The sequence below is a fragment of the Cryobacterium sp. GrIS_2_6 genome, from assembly GCF_035984545.1.
Lineage (GTDB): Bacteria > Actinomycetota > Actinomycetes > Actinomycetales > Microbacteriaceae > Cryobacterium.
The window spans coordinates 1,904,712-1,921,255 of the sequence record NZ_JAXCHP010000001.1 but is presented as its reverse complement, the minus strand read 5'-3'; the positions used below and the strand labels follow the sequence as shown (position 1 = coordinate 1,921,255).

At 63.1% G+C, this 16,544-nt stretch carries 13 protein-coding genes, 1 tRNA gene and 1 pseudogene; 10 read left to right on the top strand and 5 right to left on the bottom strand.

What is annotated here, in order from left to right:
- Positions 1–6: 6 nt before the first annotated feature.
- Positions 7–80: transfer RNA gene (locus tag RCH22_RS09580), tRNA-Pro, on the top strand.
- A 592-nt stretch (positions 81–672) separates the two neighbouring features.
- On the opposite strand, the gene RCH22_RS09575 is transcribed toward RCH22_RS09580, so the two are convergent.
- Positions 673–1,560, bottom strand: coding sequence for a site-specific integrase (locus tag RCH22_RS09575; protein ID WP_327013778.1), 888 nt, complete (start codon positions 1,558–1,560; stop codon positions 673–675).
- A gap of 172 nt (positions 1,561–1,732) precedes the next feature.
- Here RCH22_RS09575 and RCH22_RS09570 point away from each other — a divergent pair, with 172 nt between their 5' ends.
- Positions 1,733–2,782 (top strand): hypothetical protein, encoded by a 1,050-nt coding sequence (locus RCH22_RS09570; RefSeq protein WP_327013777.1) that lies wholly within the window; start codon positions 1,733–1,735, stop codon positions 2,780–2,782.
- 72 nt (positions 2,783–2,854) lie between these two features.
- On the opposite strand, the gene RCH22_RS09565 is transcribed toward RCH22_RS09570, so the two are convergent.
- Entirely contained in the window at positions 2,855–3,130 is a 276-nt protein-coding gene (locus RCH22_RS09565; RefSeq protein ID WP_327013776.1) for a hypothetical protein, read from the bottom strand.
- 761 nt (positions 3,131–3,891) lie between these two features.
- On the opposite strand from RCH22_RS09565, the gene RCH22_RS09560 reads away from it, so the two are divergent.
- From RCH22_RS09560 to RCH22_RS09530, 7 genes are all read left to right on the top strand, one after another.
- Positions 3,892–4,410 carry a hypothetical protein gene (locus RCH22_RS09560; RefSeq protein ID WP_327013775.1) on the top strand — a complete coding sequence of 173 codons (519 nt, stop codon included), beginning with the start codon at positions 3,892–3,894 and terminating at the stop codon, positions 4,408–4,410.
- A gap of 518 nt (positions 4,411–4,928) precedes the next feature.
- Complete coding sequence (gene istA, locus RCH22_RS09555) at positions 4,929–6,524, top strand: IS21 family transposase (RefSeq protein ID WP_327012619.1); 1,596 nt, start codon at positions 4,929–4,931, stop codon at positions 6,522–6,524.
- Positions 6,524–7,291 (top strand): ATP-binding protein, encoded by a 768-nt coding sequence (locus RCH22_RS09550; RefSeq protein WP_323508341.1) that lies wholly within the window; start codon positions 6,524–6,526, stop codon positions 7,289–7,291. Before istA ends, RCH22_RS09550 begins: the two co-directional genes overlap by 1 nt.
- A 200-nt stretch (positions 7,292–7,491) precedes the next feature.
- The gene (locus RCH22_RS09545; RefSeq protein ID WP_327013774.1) at positions 7,492–8,118 is read left to right on the top strand and encodes a hypothetical protein; all 627 of its coding nucleotides are present in this window, start codon (positions 7,492–7,494) and stop codon (positions 8,116–8,118) included.
- 851 nt (positions 8,119–8,969) lie between these two features.
- A complete protein-coding gene (locus RCH22_RS09540; RefSeq protein ID WP_327013773.1) occupies positions 8,970–9,518 on the top strand; it encodes a sigma-70 family RNA polymerase sigma factor in 549 nt (182 codons plus the stop codon).
- Positions 9,508–10,308: a hypothetical protein gene (locus RCH22_RS09535; RefSeq protein WP_327013772.1), complete on the top strand. Its 801-nt coding sequence runs from the start codon at positions 9,508–9,510 to the stop codon at positions 10,306–10,308. The genes RCH22_RS09540 and RCH22_RS09535 overlap by 11 nt, the downstream gene beginning before the upstream one ends.
- A 12-nt stretch (positions 10,309–10,320) precedes the next feature.
- The gene (locus tag RCH22_RS09530) at positions 10,321–11,025 is read left to right on the top strand and encodes a hypothetical protein (RefSeq protein WP_327013771.1); all 705 of its coding nucleotides are present in this window, start codon (positions 10,321–10,323) and stop codon (positions 11,023–11,025) included.
- A gap of 1,682 nt (positions 11,026–12,707) precedes the next feature.
- On the opposite strand, the gene RCH22_RS09525 is transcribed toward RCH22_RS09530, so the two are convergent.
- From RCH22_RS09525 to RCH22_RS09515, 3 genes are read right to left on the bottom strand one after another with little or no spacing between them, the layout of a single operon-like run.
- Entirely contained in the window at positions 12,708–13,697 is a 990-nt protein-coding gene (locus RCH22_RS09525) for a tyrosine-type recombinase/integrase (protein WP_327013770.1), read from the bottom strand.
- Positions 13,694–14,626, bottom strand: a complete 933-nt coding sequence (locus RCH22_RS09520) for a tyrosine-type recombinase/integrase (RefSeq protein WP_327013769.1) — start codon at positions 14,624–14,626, stop codon at positions 13,694–13,696. The genes RCH22_RS09525 and RCH22_RS09520 overlap by 4 nt, the downstream gene beginning before the upstream one ends.
- Complete coding sequence (locus tag RCH22_RS09515) at positions 14,623–15,801, bottom strand: tyrosine-type recombinase/integrase (protein ID WP_327013768.1); 1,179 nt, start codon at positions 15,799–15,801, stop codon at positions 14,623–14,625. The genes RCH22_RS09520 and RCH22_RS09515 overlap by 4 nt, the downstream gene beginning before the upstream one ends.
- 221 nt (positions 15,802–16,022) lie before the next feature.
- Between RCH22_RS09515 and RCH22_RS09510 the strand changes: the two are divergent.
- Positions 16,023–16,301, top strand: a pseudogene (locus tag RCH22_RS09510) (ATP-binding protein); the annotation flags it as partial.
- Positions 16,302–16,544 lie beyond the last annotated feature (243 nt).

Genomic DNA, 16,544 nt, shown 5'->3' with positions numbered 1-16,544 from the left:
GGGTGACGGGCTGTAGCGCAGCTTGGTAGCGCACCTGACTGGGGGTCAGGGGGTCGCAGGTTCAAATCCTGTCAGCCCGACATTTAGCCCCGGAATCACGCGGAAGTAGCGTGGTCCGGGGCTTTGTCATTTCCCCCGCAGTCATGATTTAGTCATGATGACTGGCCTCCTTCACCCCGTGACCTGAAGAATCTGAAGCAATTTGGGAAGCCGCGATGTTGACTCGACGATCGACGATCGACGATCGTCGAGTGCTTCTGAGTCCGGCGAAGGACGACATCCAAAATCAGCGAGGTTGCTGCCAGCGACTTCGCAGATAGGCCGTGAAGTGGCGGCGTCTTCCGGCGCGTGGCATGCAAAGATGACACCACTCAGAACGCACTGTACGGAGTGATGGGCAGGAAGCAAACGTACTGCCAGGTCGTCGTCAATGAAGACGCACGGGCAGACGAAGTGATCGCATTGTTGACGGGAGTCGTTGGGTGAAAGGTAATCAGGTCGTCATTTTGGTTGTGGTCCGCTTCGGCTTGCTCGTGGGCGCGGTCGCAACATTCATTCTTGGCATGTCCTTACCTCGCGCAGTGGGCGATCCACTAGTCATCGCCTCGTTCATTTTGACTGCGTTGTACTTGTACTTCTGGTTTCGCGTGCGATGGCTGATCAAGAAATACCTCAAGAAGATTGCTGCGGACCAGCAGAATGGAGCAGCGGATGGGACTGAGGGTCAGTCGTTGGGCACCTAAGCTTTCGCCGGTGCCCGACCTCATCACTAGGAGGTTCTGACGCGCCCAAGGCGGCGGCACGAGCGAGTTCGACGGCGTCCGACACCACGTCGAGGCGATCGGGCCACAGGTGGGCATAGACGTCGAGAGTTTCCGTGGCGCGTGCGTGCCCGAGCTGCAGTTGGACGACCTTCACGTCGGCTCCGCTTGCAATCATCATCGACGCGGCAGCGTGGCGGAGATCATGCGGGGTCGGCTTCTTGGACTCCAGACCAGCTAGAGTGACGGCTTTGGCCCAGACTCGCCCTCGCCAGTTCGACTCGTGTATGTCGCCGCCTCGGGCCGCACGAAAGACAAACGCGTCAGGCGGCTGGCCCTCAACCAGTGGCCGCAGCTCGGCGACCAGCAACCCGGGCAGCGACACAGTGCGCGCCTTGCCCGACTTCGGGGTGCCGAGGTAGCGGGTTGCGCCCTGAGACCAGGTCTGCATGATCGTGGCGCGACGGGCATCGAGATCAAGCTTGCCAACCTGAAGTGCGAGGGCTTCGTTGATCCGGAGGCCGACATAACCAAGCGTGAGGACCAAGGCGCGATCGGTCTGGTCCTCCGTGAGACGCTTGGCTGATGCCGCCAGGCGCTCGACTTCAGCGTGGCCCAGAATCACCATCGGTTTCTTCGTCGCCTTCGGTCGATCGACGCCGTCGACCGGGTTTGCCGTCGTCCAGTGGTGCCGCATTGCGTATTTAAAGATCGATCCGGTGAGGATGACGATGCCTTTGATTGAGGCGCTGAGTCCATCGGGCGATGGCCCCCGAAGGCAATAATCACTGGCCCCCAAACCCGCAAATAACAGAACATAAGCAGTACGCGCGCGCGAACGAGACCTGTGGACAACTCTCGACAACGGAGCCGGGCGGGGAAGAGTCCACTGGTCTGGGGTCGACGACGGCGACATACACTGAGATCGCCAAATGCAATAGAGGGGTATTGGCAGACCACGGGGGACAAAGATGAGCAGTGAGTCCGCACGGCTACTGCCAGGACGAACCGCATACGCATATGGGGAGATCAGCCTTCGGCTGACCATTTTTATGGTGGTCCCGATGTTCGCGGCTCTCGGTTCGGCTGTGCTGGCGTTCGCTGGTCGCGTGGACAAGTCGGTTCTCGTCACGCTGCTGGGGTTTTGGGGCGCGTACGTCTTTGGATCCCTCTTCGCTGTGGGAATCCCCTTCTATCGGAAAAACAATCGTGAAATCCGGTCGGGATACACGACCCTGTTCAACGCATATCAGCAGCTCGAGCAGCGCGATCCCGAAACGGGCGATGTGATCCGTGCGGCCAGCGATCCTTATCCGCAGGTGCGATCGCTGAAGGCGCTACGCAAGTGGCAGGGGGCAATCGTGGCACCGCCAAGAGTGTGGACTAAGCGGAATGCAGCGTTCGCTGCGACCCTTGGAGTCGCAGTCACCGGTGCTGCATTTGTTCTTCTGCAGTCGAGCCGACTGGTCGCGCAGGCTTCTGATGGTTCGAAAACAGCAGTCCTTCCCGGCTATTCTTTGCTTGGCGTGACCGTTCTCAGCGTAGTTGTGTGGCTGACCGTCCGCGGTGTGTGGATCAGTCGAAGGAAGTCCACCCTGGCTGCGCTCGGTGCCCAATTCCCGAACGCACTGATTTGCGACGCATTCCCTACGCTGTCCTTCGTGCCTGGTCCAAAGATGGAGACGACCGACAAACTCATTGCGCGGTCGAAGTCCACTACTTTGGCTCTCGTCGCTAGCGACACAGGAGTGACCTTTGTGGAGCGGATCGAGTCCGAACCGGTGACGGTGGGCTGGAACGAGGTAGCAGAATGCACGGTCGGTTGGGTCGAGGCTGGGATGAGATCGTTGCCCGCTTTGGTGATTCGGGTGAGCAGTAGCTCGATCCAGGGAGGCCGGGCGACGCTCGTATTGCGGACGCCCCGCGGAGGAGGAATGTTTCCGGCGAGTCGGCACTATGTTGCCGAAATCGCAAGGCGTCTTGAAGGCCTTCGTCTTAAGCCTGGAACGGATTCGCGCTGAAGTGTTGGGGGCTCTGGTGAAGCGGCCCGCGTGCAGATCGTAGGGTATGGAATACCTGACCAAAAGAACTATTTAGTGGCGAGTCACGCCGGTTACCGCGACGATGGCCCTGCGTTCGTTGGGCCATCCGATCCAGCCTCGAAGCTCGAATTGGTACTCGTTTCCCGATCGGATGGACTCACCGAGGGTTTCCGCTTCCTTCTCGCTGAGCGCGCCTCCGCCGGTGACTTGCAGGGGCCCGCAGGTGGTGTCAACGTCGTAGACCACGCCCAGGAAGCCGGATTTCCATAGGTGTCGTGGTGCGACGTTGCGTTCACGGTGCAGGTTGCAGCGGAAGAGTCTTTCCACCAGATCCCGGCCGCCACTCCATAGGTCATCAGCATGAATGACATTCCGAAAGCAAAGATGGCGAGACTGATGAGCGCGAACCGTTTTACCCGTCGGTCTCGCGCGCTGACAGGGCGCTGAGTGCGGTGTGGGGAGCTCGCGGGGAGCGGGATCGAATCGAATCGTGCCTGGATTCGATCCGCCAGCGATCTACGCTTCCCCATCTGCGCAGCATACCGGCGACCGTCGAATGGCTCAGCGTGTCGCTCTGGCGCCTCGCTTCGGCGCCGGATGCGATAAGAGAACGGGATGGTCGTTGGTCCGGGCGCGCAATAGGTGGGGCCGCCGTGTCGCTCGGGATCATTTCGGCGATGACTGACAAGATTGCACCGCGCTGAGCAGGAGTGGCGATATTCGAGCTCGAGGGGGACGCAGTGGCGGAACATGAACCGTGGTTTGGTCCGAAGAAACTGGGTGGCGGATGGGGTCCGCGAACGTGGCAGGGCTGGCTGATCGTTGCCGTGTTCACGATCGCGGTGGTTGTGATCACGGTCATTGCGACGGCGCATACTGGCTGACGACGTGGCTTGGCCCGCTGACAATTCAGTTTGGCCGGCCGACGTGACGGGCAACGAGTCGCAATCGGGAGGGAAACGAACGGCATGCCGTATGTGAAGCGTCGATGGTTCTGGTGGGACGGCTTGCTCGCGCTTGGTGTCATCCTTGTGGGCGGTCGACTCATATTGGCGGCCGCATCGGGTCCGCCACCCACTGGGGCAGACGTGCTTATTCCAGTCGCCATCATCGGCGGCTTCACAGTCGCAATGGTTGTGCTCTACGTGGTCCTCGTTAGAGCAATGGGCACCCGACGGCAAGACGCGGCCACTCTCGCAGCGATCCAGGCCAGCGAGCCCGACGCCCTGGTCGTCTACGTCGCCCAGACAGCAGACTCGAGGAAGGCCCTCGAGACTCCTGGTGGGGAGGTCGTCTTCGAATGGGCTGCCGCTCTTGGCGTGACCTCAACGGGCATCAGCGTTTGGCAGTCCTCACGAGAGGGGAACAGCGTCCGACTCTTCGACCTCCGCTGGAGCGACGTCAGAGACATTCGTCTCGTGATGACGGCGATCTTCAGCAGCACGACGCCCACCCTCCAGCTGTCGTTCGACACAAGGGGAGACCATTCTGTGGTCGTCCCGCTTATCGTCCGACGCGGATTCGGTTCAGTGATTGGGCTCGGGCATGGCCGGCACATAGAAACAATCGAAGCGAAGGTCCAAGGCCTGCGCGGCTCGACGGAGTAGGCATTCGCCGGGAGTACTCGCGCCAGCCACGGTGTCGGCGTTGTCAGGACGAGCGGGCCTTCAGAATGTCGCGGCGGCGTGCGCGCATTCGTCTGGCCGGTCGTTTACCCCGTCATCGAGAGCGAATAGGTAAACGACTACCCGAGGGCACTCTTTTCCTGTCCCACCGCCACCCCCTCGCTGCGCTCGCTTCCCAACCCCCCCCCACACTCAACGGCATTGTGTGGGGGGTTGGGAAGCAAAGGGGAGGTGGTGGGACAGGGAAAGAGTCAGAGGTAGATGAAAGAAATATGAATGAAAGAAAAAGAAAAAACAAAGAGAAAAAACATGAAGAAAAAACGGGTGAGCGGCTGAAGTTGTGAGGGACGGGGAGCGGTGGCGAGTAGCCCTTGTTGGTACCTTCAGTCCACGTAGTTGGTACCCCTCGTTCTGGGTAGTTGGTACGGCCTGACCTTTTCCGATTCTCTAGTCGAAGCGGGGGCACAACGGTGTCGCTGCTTCGATGAGACGGAGGCAGTATGGCCAACTACCGGAAGATCATGGAGCTCGTGCTCCAGGGGCGCAGCTACAACGAGATCGTCGAGATCGTCGGGTGCTCCCGGCGCGACATCTCGGCGGTGAAGAAGACCATCACCGCTCGCAGCATCACGGCGGGGTCGGCGGAATCGATGACCGACACCGACATTCAGGCGCTCTTCCCCGACGGGCGTAAACGGGTCTCTGACGAGTACGAGGCCCCGGACTTTCCCGCCGTGCTGCGGTCGATGAAAGCCAACCGGCACTTCACCCTGCAGCAGAGCTGGCGCAAGTATGTCGGTGTCAGCGGGCAGAGCAAGAAGTATGGGTATGCGCAGTACTGCCACCTGTTCGGTGAGCACCTGCGGACCAATGACCTGGTCGCGACGCTGCAGCACGAGCCCGGCCGGGCGATGCTCATCGACTGGGCCGGCGACACCATCGACCTGGCGGACGCGGTCACCGGTGAGACCACCCGCGCCTATCTGTTCCTGGCGGTGCTGCCGTTTTCCGGGGCGCTGTTCTGCCACGCGACGACGAACATGAAGTCCGAGGCCTGGCTTGACGCCCACGTGAGGGCGTTCTCTTTCTTCGGCGGCGTCCCGCAGATCCTCGTCCCGGACAATCCCACCACCGCGACCCACCGGCGCACCCAGGGAGACACGGAACGGATCGTCAACGCCCGCTACCAGCAGCTCGCCGACCACTACGGCACCGCGGTCGTTCCCGCCCGAGTTCGCCGCCCGCGTGACAAGGCGGCCGTGGAATCGGCGGTGAACGTCGTGAACAAACGCGTCATCGGCTACCTCGCCGAGGATGTCTTCACCACCCTCGGCGAGTTGAACGCCGAGATCGCAGTGCGGGTGAAGGAGATCAACCATGACATCCGCCGGGCGAACGACACCACCCGGTGGGAGGTATTTCAGGCCGAGGAAGCCGCCCAGCTGGGCCCACTGCCGGGCGACCGGTTCGAGGAAGTGGAGTGGAAAGAACTCAAGGCCGGCCGCAACTACCACCTCAGCTGCGACGGGCAGCACTACTCCGTCCCGTTCAAGATGGCGGGCCGGCTGCTGCGGGTGAGGCTGACGTCATCACGGGTGACAGTGTTCGACGGTCAGGACATCGTCTCCGAACACGCCCGCAAGCTCGGCCGGAAGGGCCAGTACTCCACCCTCCCCGAGCATGTCCCGACCCAGCACCGCGACATCGAGGGGCTGTGGTCCCGGCGCTGGTTCGTGGACCGCGCCCGCTCCTTCGGCCCGGCGACAGTGACGGTCATCGAGCAGGTCCTCGACCGGCAGAAGATCGAGGCGCAGGGGTATCTGGACTGCCAGAACATCCTCGAGGGCCTCGGCAAAAGGAACCGGGGGCGGCTGGAAGCGACCTGCCAGGAGCTGATCAACCAGCGCGGCCACGCCACGTATTCGACGCTGAAGCGGATGATGGCCGCGATCGACAGCGACCGCAAACGGCCCGGCCCGCTCATCCCCGCGGCCTCGACACGGAAACCGGCCAGCACCGTCGCGTTCCGCGACACCCTTCTGGACGTCTATGTCCGCGACGCCTCCCACTACGCCCGCGGAACGGAAGAACTCTGATGTTCACCAGCATCGACTACGACAAATTCCGGGCCCTGAGGGTCACCCACGTCGCGACCCGGTTCGAGGAACTCATCCGGGACGAGACCAACGACACCCTCACCCCGGAACAGCTGTTTCTGACCGCGATCGACTACGCGCTCGAGCAGCGACGACACAGCCGGATCGAGAAACTCATCCGGCAGGCGAAGTTCCCGATCCCGAACGCGTCGGTCGCTGAGCTCGACTACCGCGAAGGCCGTGGCATCACCCCGGTCCGGATGCGCCGATACGCGGCTCATTCCTGGCGGGCCGATCCGACGAACCTGCTCATCATCTCGCCCAGCGGCGGCGGCAAGAGCTATCTCGCCTGCGCGATCGGGATCGCCGCCTGCCTGAACGAGCACACCGTCACCTACGCACGGATGGACGACCTCGCCCGGCGCCTGATCATCAGCCGAGGCGATGGCATCGCCCACCAGCGACTGCTCAACGAGCTCTCCGACGTCGACCTGCTCATCATCGACGACTTCCTCACCGTCGGCATCGACAGCGACGCCGCCAGCGACCTGTTCGCGGTGCTGGCGAACAGGGAGCACCGCCTACCGACCGTGATCGCCTCCCAGTCCGGGCCGGCCTACTGGGTCGAGGCCCTCCCGGATCGAGTGGCGGCGGACTCGATCGTGAACCGGCTCGCGAACCATTCCCGCACCATCAACCTGGGCCGCGTCGACATGCGCAAGCTACGCGACGACACCGCCCGCGCCAACAAGGAACACTGGGAATAGGACTCACCGGGGCGGTGCTGGCAGCGGCGGTCAACGACCCGCTGCCAGTACCACCTCGCCAGAAAACCAGTACCACCTGAGTGGACTAGAGGTTCCAACTACGACTACTCGCCAAGCGGCATGGTGCAGGTGACAGAGCGTGATCTGGCGATGATCCACTGGCCTGGCACGGTGCGTCTGGCTGAGGTCGATGCGATCCGGTGGCACTGGGCGCGATGCTGGGTTCAGCGGAGCCGATCAGCACGAGGAAGGCCCAACACTGGATCATGCGGATGGTCGAGGCCGGTCTCGTTGCCCGGGCAAGGCCGACATTCCACGGTGCGTCGATCGTCTGGGCGACGCACGACGCGGTCGGGAGACAGCCGCCAAACCTGTTCCGGCAAACCACGCGGCACGAGGTCGCCGTCGCGACGGTATCGGCCCGATATCTCGCTCTCGGCTACACCTGGCAGCGCGACCGACGGCCAGTCGGCATGCTCGACCACCAGGCCGACGGCGTTGCAAACTATGGCGATAGTGTGGAGCTCGTCGAAGTCGAGCTGACGGCGAAGTCCGCGTCGCGGTACAAACTGATCCACGAGAATCACTCGAGGCGCCTCACTCAGGATGGGATATCGAAGGTCACCTACTACTGCACCGCGGATTCCGACCGAATCGTGAACCGGGAAGCGGATAAATTCATCTTCCGCACCGAACGACCGCGACTTATTTCAACCGTTGCTTTCGATAGGCGCGGGCATTGGCTCGCTCAGGAACTTGACCGTTCCGTGAGCAGCTCACCCTTGTCGCAGCCCGTGACTTCGACAACTCACTTGATTTCGGGGTGATGCCCAAGCAGGCGAGATCGGATCGGGCACGCGCCTGGGGAATGGGCTTTGCCATCACTTCCAACCCCACCCGGCTCAGGCCTGTTCGTCGACAGAGCGAATGTGTGTGTGTCGTCGTGCTCGCCGTAAAGTGCATTTCCGACACTGACGACGGTTTCAGACGTCAATACATTTCTGTCCAGCCACTGCTCAAAGAGGCGCGGATATTGCATCGGCGCCCTTCGATCGGTGGGGAATCCTGCGGTCGCGAGGTCCTTTCGCACATCCCGGCCGAAGGCGTACAACCCGTAAAATCCGACCGCCGTAGTCCCCATGAATAGGACGACGATGGTGATTAGCGCGATGGGCACGAACGGGCTGTCGCGGAATCCCATGGCCAAGAACGGCATCAAGAACAACCCGAACACATAACTTAGGATTGATTATGTGAATCGCTTCCGAACTGGCACGAAGACGCGGGCATAGCCGGCACCAATCAGCGGCGCCCACGTCTTCCACGTTTGTGTCTGTTCTACCGAGGTAGCCATAGTGCCTCCGATTTTGGTGTCCTGCGTCCAGAGTCTATGAGCCATCACGGGAAAGGCCCGTACGGTTCCGCCTTTCGACTGGCATCGATTCAAGTTTTGCGAAGTGCTCTGCATAGACGTCCAGGGCGTGTCGATTCAAAGTGCCCTCAGTACTCGAGACTCGGATGCTGATGTCTCCGTCAGGCGCCCTGTGCGGATGGAATCCAGTATGTGCACGTGGCGACACATGGTCGGTCTAGGGCACCTTGGAAATATCTGGACCCGATCAGGGCAAATTTGTCATGAATCGGCCGCTGATGACATTCAATAGTCAAGGGGGTGGTTATGGAGACTGTGGGGGAGTCCGACCGGGTGCTGTTGCACCAATCGGTAAAGGGGGATCGCCGCGCGTTCGGGCTGCTGTTCGACCGGCATGCGCGGGCGGTCACCCGGTACGCGTGGGCACTCGTCTCCGATCGGATGGACGTTCAGGAGATCGTGCAGGACACCTTCGTGACGGCGTGGGCCAAGGCCGCGTCGGTGACGATCGCCGAGTCCTCTGCGCTGCCGTGGTTGCTCGTCACCTGCCGAAATCACGCACTGAACCTGCGCCGCAAGAAAGCGACCCACCACACTGAGGCGCTCCCCGAGGGCCTGGCGGATGTCGCGGCGAACGAAGACCATGCTCTCGCGGCCCGGCGCTTGAAGTGGGTACTCGCGGAGATCGAGGCGCTCGATGACCTCGACCGGCGTATCTGTGAGCTCTGCCTGATCGAGGGCCGCTCCTATGCGGAGGCGGCCGCGCTCGTAGGCGCAAGCGTAGGAGCGGTCAGCAAACGACTCGAGCGAGCACGAACCCGACTCAGAACGGCGGTGAGCAGTCATGACCAGTGAACCCGGCATCCGTCGCGCGCACCCGGAGGAACCGCCCGTCGGTGCAGAGCTCGACGCGTTCGTCGCCGAGATGAAGACTGAGGTTCTCGCGCGCATCGCGCGTCGGCCCCGCAGGCGATTCGGTCTCGGTCGCGGCGGCACGATCGCCGTGATCGTCACGCTGCTCGGTTTGGGTACCGCGGCGGGCACGGCGGTCGCGACCGGTGTGCTCAATACCGGTGAGCCGAGCTCCGGGCCGGCCACCATCCCCCTCACGGTCCCCGACTTCCCCGCCAACGCCCTGCGAGTCACGTTCACCACGTTGTCCGCGGGCAGCTTCACCCTGACCGTCCCGGGAGTGCAAGGGGCGGAGATGACGATGAAGTACCAGGATGGGTCCGGCGCAGGCCTCACGACCCAGACGGCCGAATTCCCGCTGGTCGACGCGGCGGTACCGAGGGAACTCGTGATCACGGCGACCCCTGGTGGCAAGTATGCGGTGGACGCCAGCTACGTCAACCACGTCCCCGCCGACTTTCCCACCAACGGCCGGGGCCAGACATTCGGCACGCCCGGACCTGAAGCCACGAACTTGCCCGACCTGCTCTACGCAGTCGGCGACGATAACGGCGAGCCGGTGAACGGGTATGTGGTGCGAACGACACTCACCTCGATCCCGAGGGACCTCAGAGGTGCGGCCGTGCTCGACTGGCTCATCGCCTTCCGGGCCAGGTACCCCACAGGCCAACCCTTCCCGCTTTACGGCAGCGACGGAACCACTGTCCTCGGCACCTTCCGCCTCTATCTCTGACAGGAGATCATCGTGACTACGCCACACACCGCACCGGCACGACGCCCGCTGCGAGCCGCCGGGAAGGGCCTCGCGCTTGCCCTGGCCATCCTGCTTCTGAGCGGATGCGCCGCCGCACCACTTGCCGCTCCACTTGCCGCACCGTCGGCCACGTCCATCCCGGCGCCCACCCCGCCGGTGATGACCGCAACCGCACGGCAGGAGCTGGCCGATCAGGCCCAAACAGCCTTACGCGACGGATTCGTCGCCAGCTATCCCGACGTGGCCGTGCCGACGGCAACGCGGGAACGATTCGTCAGCCTGGAGGAACTGCCGCCGGTGATCGCGGCCTGCCTGACCGCAGCAGGAGTCCCCGCGGTCGCCAGTCCGGAGGGCGGCATCGAGACCTATGTGGCGAACGGCGACGAATTGCGCCATGCGATCGCGGACTACGTCTGCAACACCCGTTTTCCCAGTGACCCGACGAACTCGGTGCCGCTGAACGAGTCGCAGCTCACCTACCTGTACGAGTACCAGACGACGGTGCTCATGCCGTGCCTCGAAGCCGCCCACATCCCGGTCGACACGCCACCCACGCTCGAATCCTTCATGGGCAACTACACCGGCCAGGGCCCAGCCACTGTCGCATGGCAGCCCTACGCACACGTGGAGCCCGGACCCCTCGGCCAGGGCATCTACAAACAATGCCCACAAACGCCAGAACACCTCTATGGCTGACGACAGGATGAATGACTTCAGCAGCTCGATGCTCCGGCCCTCCGCGTGGAGGCTCAGTGTCGTGTCAATGGTGACCATTGTGGTCATGGTCCCGTTTTGGCACGCCCACGAAGGAATGGTCGGTGAAGGATAACTAAAGCGAAGTGCCGGGAGCTGAGCATCAGGCTGAGCCGCGGCCACCCGTTCAGGTTTCTCGTCCCGCACCATGGAGGCGGTGCGGCGACTGGCCAGCGTGAGCTGCGCGGATCTCGCGAAGCCGGTTCCGGAAGATGGCCGTCGTCAGGCCGGGCTCGCCAGCACGACGAAGCAAGTACCCCGTCTTCCAGTCGACGAGGTCCAAGGCAGTCTGGTTATCAAAGGGACGAGAGCTTGACAAGACCGTGGTGTAGCCCCGGCGTAGCTCTGCGCGATCCCGGAGAACGGCCACTGAGCATACCACACATGCGAGAACTACGAGTGAGCCGCCGACAGACCAACTAGTGAGCCAAACGCTCCGATTGGGGAAGTTGTCCGTCGCCCCGAGCATGCCTAGAGCCATGCACGTTCCGATTCCCGGGAGCAGTGGAATCAGTGCAAGGAGCCGGATTCCTCGTGAAGTCAGGCCAGATGCAATCGGCCGAACAATATTCTCATCCCATGTCCGTGCCACCGGCGTACCGTCACTAGCGTCACTAGCGTCACTAGCGTCACCAGCGGCAGGGGAGAGGTGACTCAACCACACATCGAATCCCTGGATGGAAGCCATGGCTTGACTGAGGTCGTAGACGCTGATGTACCCATACCGATGGTGGAGGAAATGGAAGGCATTCGTGACCGCCGCAGAGCGGTTTCTCCGAGCGGCAACGAGCTGGCCCACGCTGACACAGGCACCCAAGAGTGCGACGAACATGATGACACCCATTTCGACAACAGGAGGGTCATCGGGAGCGCTGACGACGAAGGCTGCCCATGCGGCTAAGGCTCCAATTGGAAGAGCGAGGAGCGACAGCCATCCCGTCCAGATTTGTCGGGATCTACTCCGCAGGAGCCTCGCTGAGGTCGCGCCGACACGAGGGACCCATGACTCACTCCGATCCTCCAACGTCGACCCCGAGACAGTGCCCGAACCGATTTTCGCCATGCCTCATCCAACACCTCTCAGCACCCCGATGACCCACGACCGGCAGAGGACCGCCCTGCAAATTCGCCGAGGCAACACAGACAGGTATTCCACATCTCGTTGAGCTTCCGACCGCGGACCACAAGGCAAGCGGGGCGGACCATGGGTTCGACGTCACCTTGACCGGCGTGCAACCTAACGCCGAGCGTCGACCCCGGTAACTTTGAGACGAGCGATCCCGGCTTAATGCGCACGGCGGTGATCTTACGGTCAACCTGTCCGGTGAGTCACGTGGCCTTCGCTGGGGAGTGGGAGTCCGATCGGTGGCGACGGGCTGGATTGCTGTGGTGACCAGAATGAGCTGGTCGGTCCCGCTTGGGGCTCCTCTGACGATGCTCAGGTCCCCCGCAACCCCAAATCTCCCAAAATAACGGCGCAGTTCGCGATCGGCAGTAAGTTCGGCCTGATCATCGTCGACTTATGCCGACTCCGTGTTTATGCCGATGCGGGTAGGACGGCGGCCCCTGAGCCGAGTGTCTTCCTGGCCTGTGACCTGCGGTCGGCTGCGTGGAGGTCGGCATAATCACAGCCCTTCCAGGAACGCGAGGAGGCTATCGGCAGGGCGATACCGACCTGGCGGCGATGACACCGGGGTTGTTTTGGCCAGCGCGCGTTCCTTGATCGTCATGTCGGCGTGGATGTAGGGATCCGTGGACCGGGTGTCGGCGTGGCCCAGCCAGAGCGCAATGACGGTGGTGTCCACTCCCGCGTGCAGCAACGTCATCGCGGTGGTGTGCCGCAACGTGTGGGGTGAGAGCTTCTTGGACTGCAATGTGCCGCAGGTCAGGGCGGCCGCGGCGTGGTGGGCGATCAATCTGTGTTCGATGGCATCGCGGGTGAGGCGTCGACCAGTGCGGGTGCAGAACAGCGGATCGGTCGGCAAGCCGGCCCTCTCGCGCAGCCAGTAGCGGACCGCCGCTTCGGTTGCTGCGGTGAGCGGGATGGCGCTGTCTTTGCGTCCCTTCCCGTGGCAGCGGACGTTCGAGCCGGTGCCGCAGCTGATGTCGGCGCAGTTCAACCCGGTCAGCTCCGACACCCGTAACCCGGTCTGGATGCAGAGCATCAGCCAGGCGTGGTCGCGGCGTCCCTCCCAGGTGTTGAGGTCCGGGGCAGCCAACAGAGCGTCGACCTCCTCGGCGGTGAGGTAGGACACCGTAGCTTTGTCGAACCTCTTCGGCGGAATCGCCAGCACCCGGGCGATGACGTCCGCGTGTTCGGGGTGCTGCAGCGCGGCGTAGCGGAACAGCGACCGCAGCGCGCCCAGGCGGGCATTGCGTGTGCGGGCGCTGTTGTGCCGCGTGGTCTCCAGATGGTCCAGGAACGCGCTGATCACGCCCTGGTCGAGATCCGACCAGTCCAGGTGCGAGGGCAGCTTCCCCGTCGTGGACTGGACGAAGGCGAACAATAGCCGCAGCGTGTCGCGGTAGGCGGCGACGGTGTGGCCGCTGGCCTGGCGCTGTTTGGCCAGACGGTCGCTGAAGAACATCTGGACCGTCGCCGTGATCCCCGTCATGACTGCACCTGCCCATCCCTAGGCTCGAGGCGTTCAGCGGCCAGGGCGAGGAGTTCCGGCGCAGCGGAGAGATACCAGTAGGTGAACCGTGGATCGCGGTGCCCGAGATAGGTAGAGAGGTAAGGCAGTCGCACGTGAACGTCGGCGCCGCTGCGATACCAGTTGACCAACGTCGTGACCGCGAAAGTGTGACGCAGGTCGTGCAGGCGGGGACCGCGGGCCGCTCCGACCCCGATCCCCGCCTCGGAACACAGGCTGTGGAAGACAGTTTGGACAACGGGATAGAGCAGCCGCTTTCCCGTCACCGTCATGAAGAAACTCGCGGTGGACGGCGCCGGGAGGTGCGTGTCGCGCTGAGCGGCGTATGTGCGCAGTGCAGCAACGGTGCTGGAGAGCACGGGAACCTTGCGGGTCTTCATGAACTTCGACTGCCGAACAAGGAGAACGCCGGCAGCGAGATCAACGTCGGCCCGATCCAGCCGGATCGCTTCCCCGATGCGTAGCCCCGTCACCGCCAGCAGCCCGATCAGGGTGGAATACGTCGCCGCAGGCAGTCGCGAATCCAAGTCGTGCTGCGCATGGCCCATCAGGGCGGTGATGTCGTCGGCGGAATAGATGAATGGTGTCCTCCAGCGCCGGCGGGAGGGGAACAACCCGATTGGTGGGACTTCTGTCGCGGAATCGATGCCGGAGAGGTAGCGGGCGAAGCCGCGAACGGCCGTCATCCGGCGCGGCCAGACAGTGCTGCCCGGTTCAGCCGACACGGTCTCGACCCAGGCGATGGTGTTGGCGATAGTGACCGTCGGTTGCTCGTTGGCGTCCATCCACGCCACGAACCGGGGAAGAAGCCTCGCCGCGTCAGCCAACTGATAGCCCAAATTCCGTCGCAGCCGCAGGTAGTCGTCCAAGGATTTTGTGAGTGTCGTCATGACCTCTGCCCCGGCCAGTCTTGGGCGATCCCGCGTAGGGAGTCGATGTCGACCTTCGCGTAGATGGCAGTGGTGGCCAGATCCCGGTGGCGCAGCACCTGCCCGATGTCCAGCAGGGGAGTGTCTTTCGCCAACATCTCTGTCGCCAGCGCGTGACGCAGCCCGTGTGCCTTCGCGTCCGGGCAATTGGCCCGGCGAGCTGCCCGGCGCACCACGTCACCGACAAGGTCCGCCGTGATCGGTTTGCGTGGGGCGCGTTCGGTGATGAACACCTCCCGGTGCGGCGACGACGGCCGGACCTCGTGGAGGTAATCCACCAACGCTTCTCCCGCATCGACGGGTAGGGGCATCAGGTCGCGGCGGCGGGCCTTGCCGCGGACCGTGAGCTCCCCGGCGCGCCAATCGACGTCGTCCAGGCGCAGCCGGGCGACCTCGATGCACCGAAGTCCCAGCCGGGCCAACAGCAGCATGATCGCCCGGTCCCGGTCCCGGCGGCCGGTCCTGGTACTGCGATCGCAGCTGTCCACCATCGCCTCGACCTGCCCGGCGCTCAGCGACACTGGCAGGTGCGCGTCGCGCCAACCGGCAACCGAGGGAACACATCCCGCCAGATTCCAGCGGGTCCGGTCCGTGAGGTAGAGGTAACGCAGCAACGCGCGCATCTCCGCGACCCGGCCGCGCGCGGACCCGAGACTCACCCGTCCACTCTCGGCCAGGATGAATGCCGAGATCTCGACACCGGACAGCATCGTGGTGTCAAGCAGCTCTCCTGCGGGCTGACCGATCTGCAGGAATCGCCGCGCCAGGTTCTCATAGCGGAGCACCGTCATCGCCGCCAGGTCTTTGTCGTGGACCAACCACTGACGATAGGCCGCCAGCAGAGCCTCCAGCGGAGAGACCACTGCAGTGGGAGGCGGCGCAAGTACCCCGTCCTCCCGCAGCACCTCGAACATCAAAGTGAAGCAGCGGCCAAAGAGTTTCTGAGTGAATCCCTCACCGGCCCGCGCGGCGCGGAAAGACGCGACGGCCGACTCGTCAAAATCCGCGACCGTCAGCCGTTCCGTCTCCAGCCAGCAGCCGACGTCGCCGACGATCTTCAACAGGCCCAGCCTCGTGCCCGGCGTGTAGCCGGCCGCGGTCAGCTTCGCATCGATATCGGCAATGTAGGGCGCCATCGCGCCAGCTTTTCTGCGTGTTCCTGGCATCAGTTCGTTCCTCATCTGGAAGCACAGTGCCTCCTCGGGAACAGCTTCCGACAACGCCGGAATTATGCCGACAATTTCTCTGGGGTCCAGCGGAAAATGCCTTTGCTACCAACGATATTGGCGATTATCCGCGGCCGCATCGGCATAATCACGGAGTCGGCATAAGTCAACTTATGCAGATGTCTGCATAAGTCGATGAGGTCGGCTACATCCCCTTCGAACAAGACGCCGCGAACCTGTTCTTCCAACTCGTCTCATCGCGCTACGAACACGCCTCGCTGATCCTGACGAGCAACCTTCCCTTCGCCCGCTGGGGAGACGTCTTCGGCGACCAGGTCGTGGCCGCGGCCATGATCGACCGCATCGTTCACCACGCCGACGTCATCTCGCTCAAGGGCGCCAGCTACCGGCTCAAAGACAGCGGAATCACCACACTGCCTTCCGCCAGGCCCGAGAACACCGCAGAATAGATGAACCACGGTGGCCTACTTTTCGAAGAGCACCAACGGCCTACTATTCAACGAGCGTCGACACGAAGGAGGCCACAGGCACTCAACTTCACGCGATTGATGAATCGGATTGATCGGAGACGTGATCGGATGGCACGTCGAGCCGCATGCACCGAGCGGTCGTCGCTCGCAGCACGGCAAGCGCTGCCGCCTCTCGATGACCCGTTCCTGGCCGAGGAGGGACTCAGCGACCACGACGTTCGA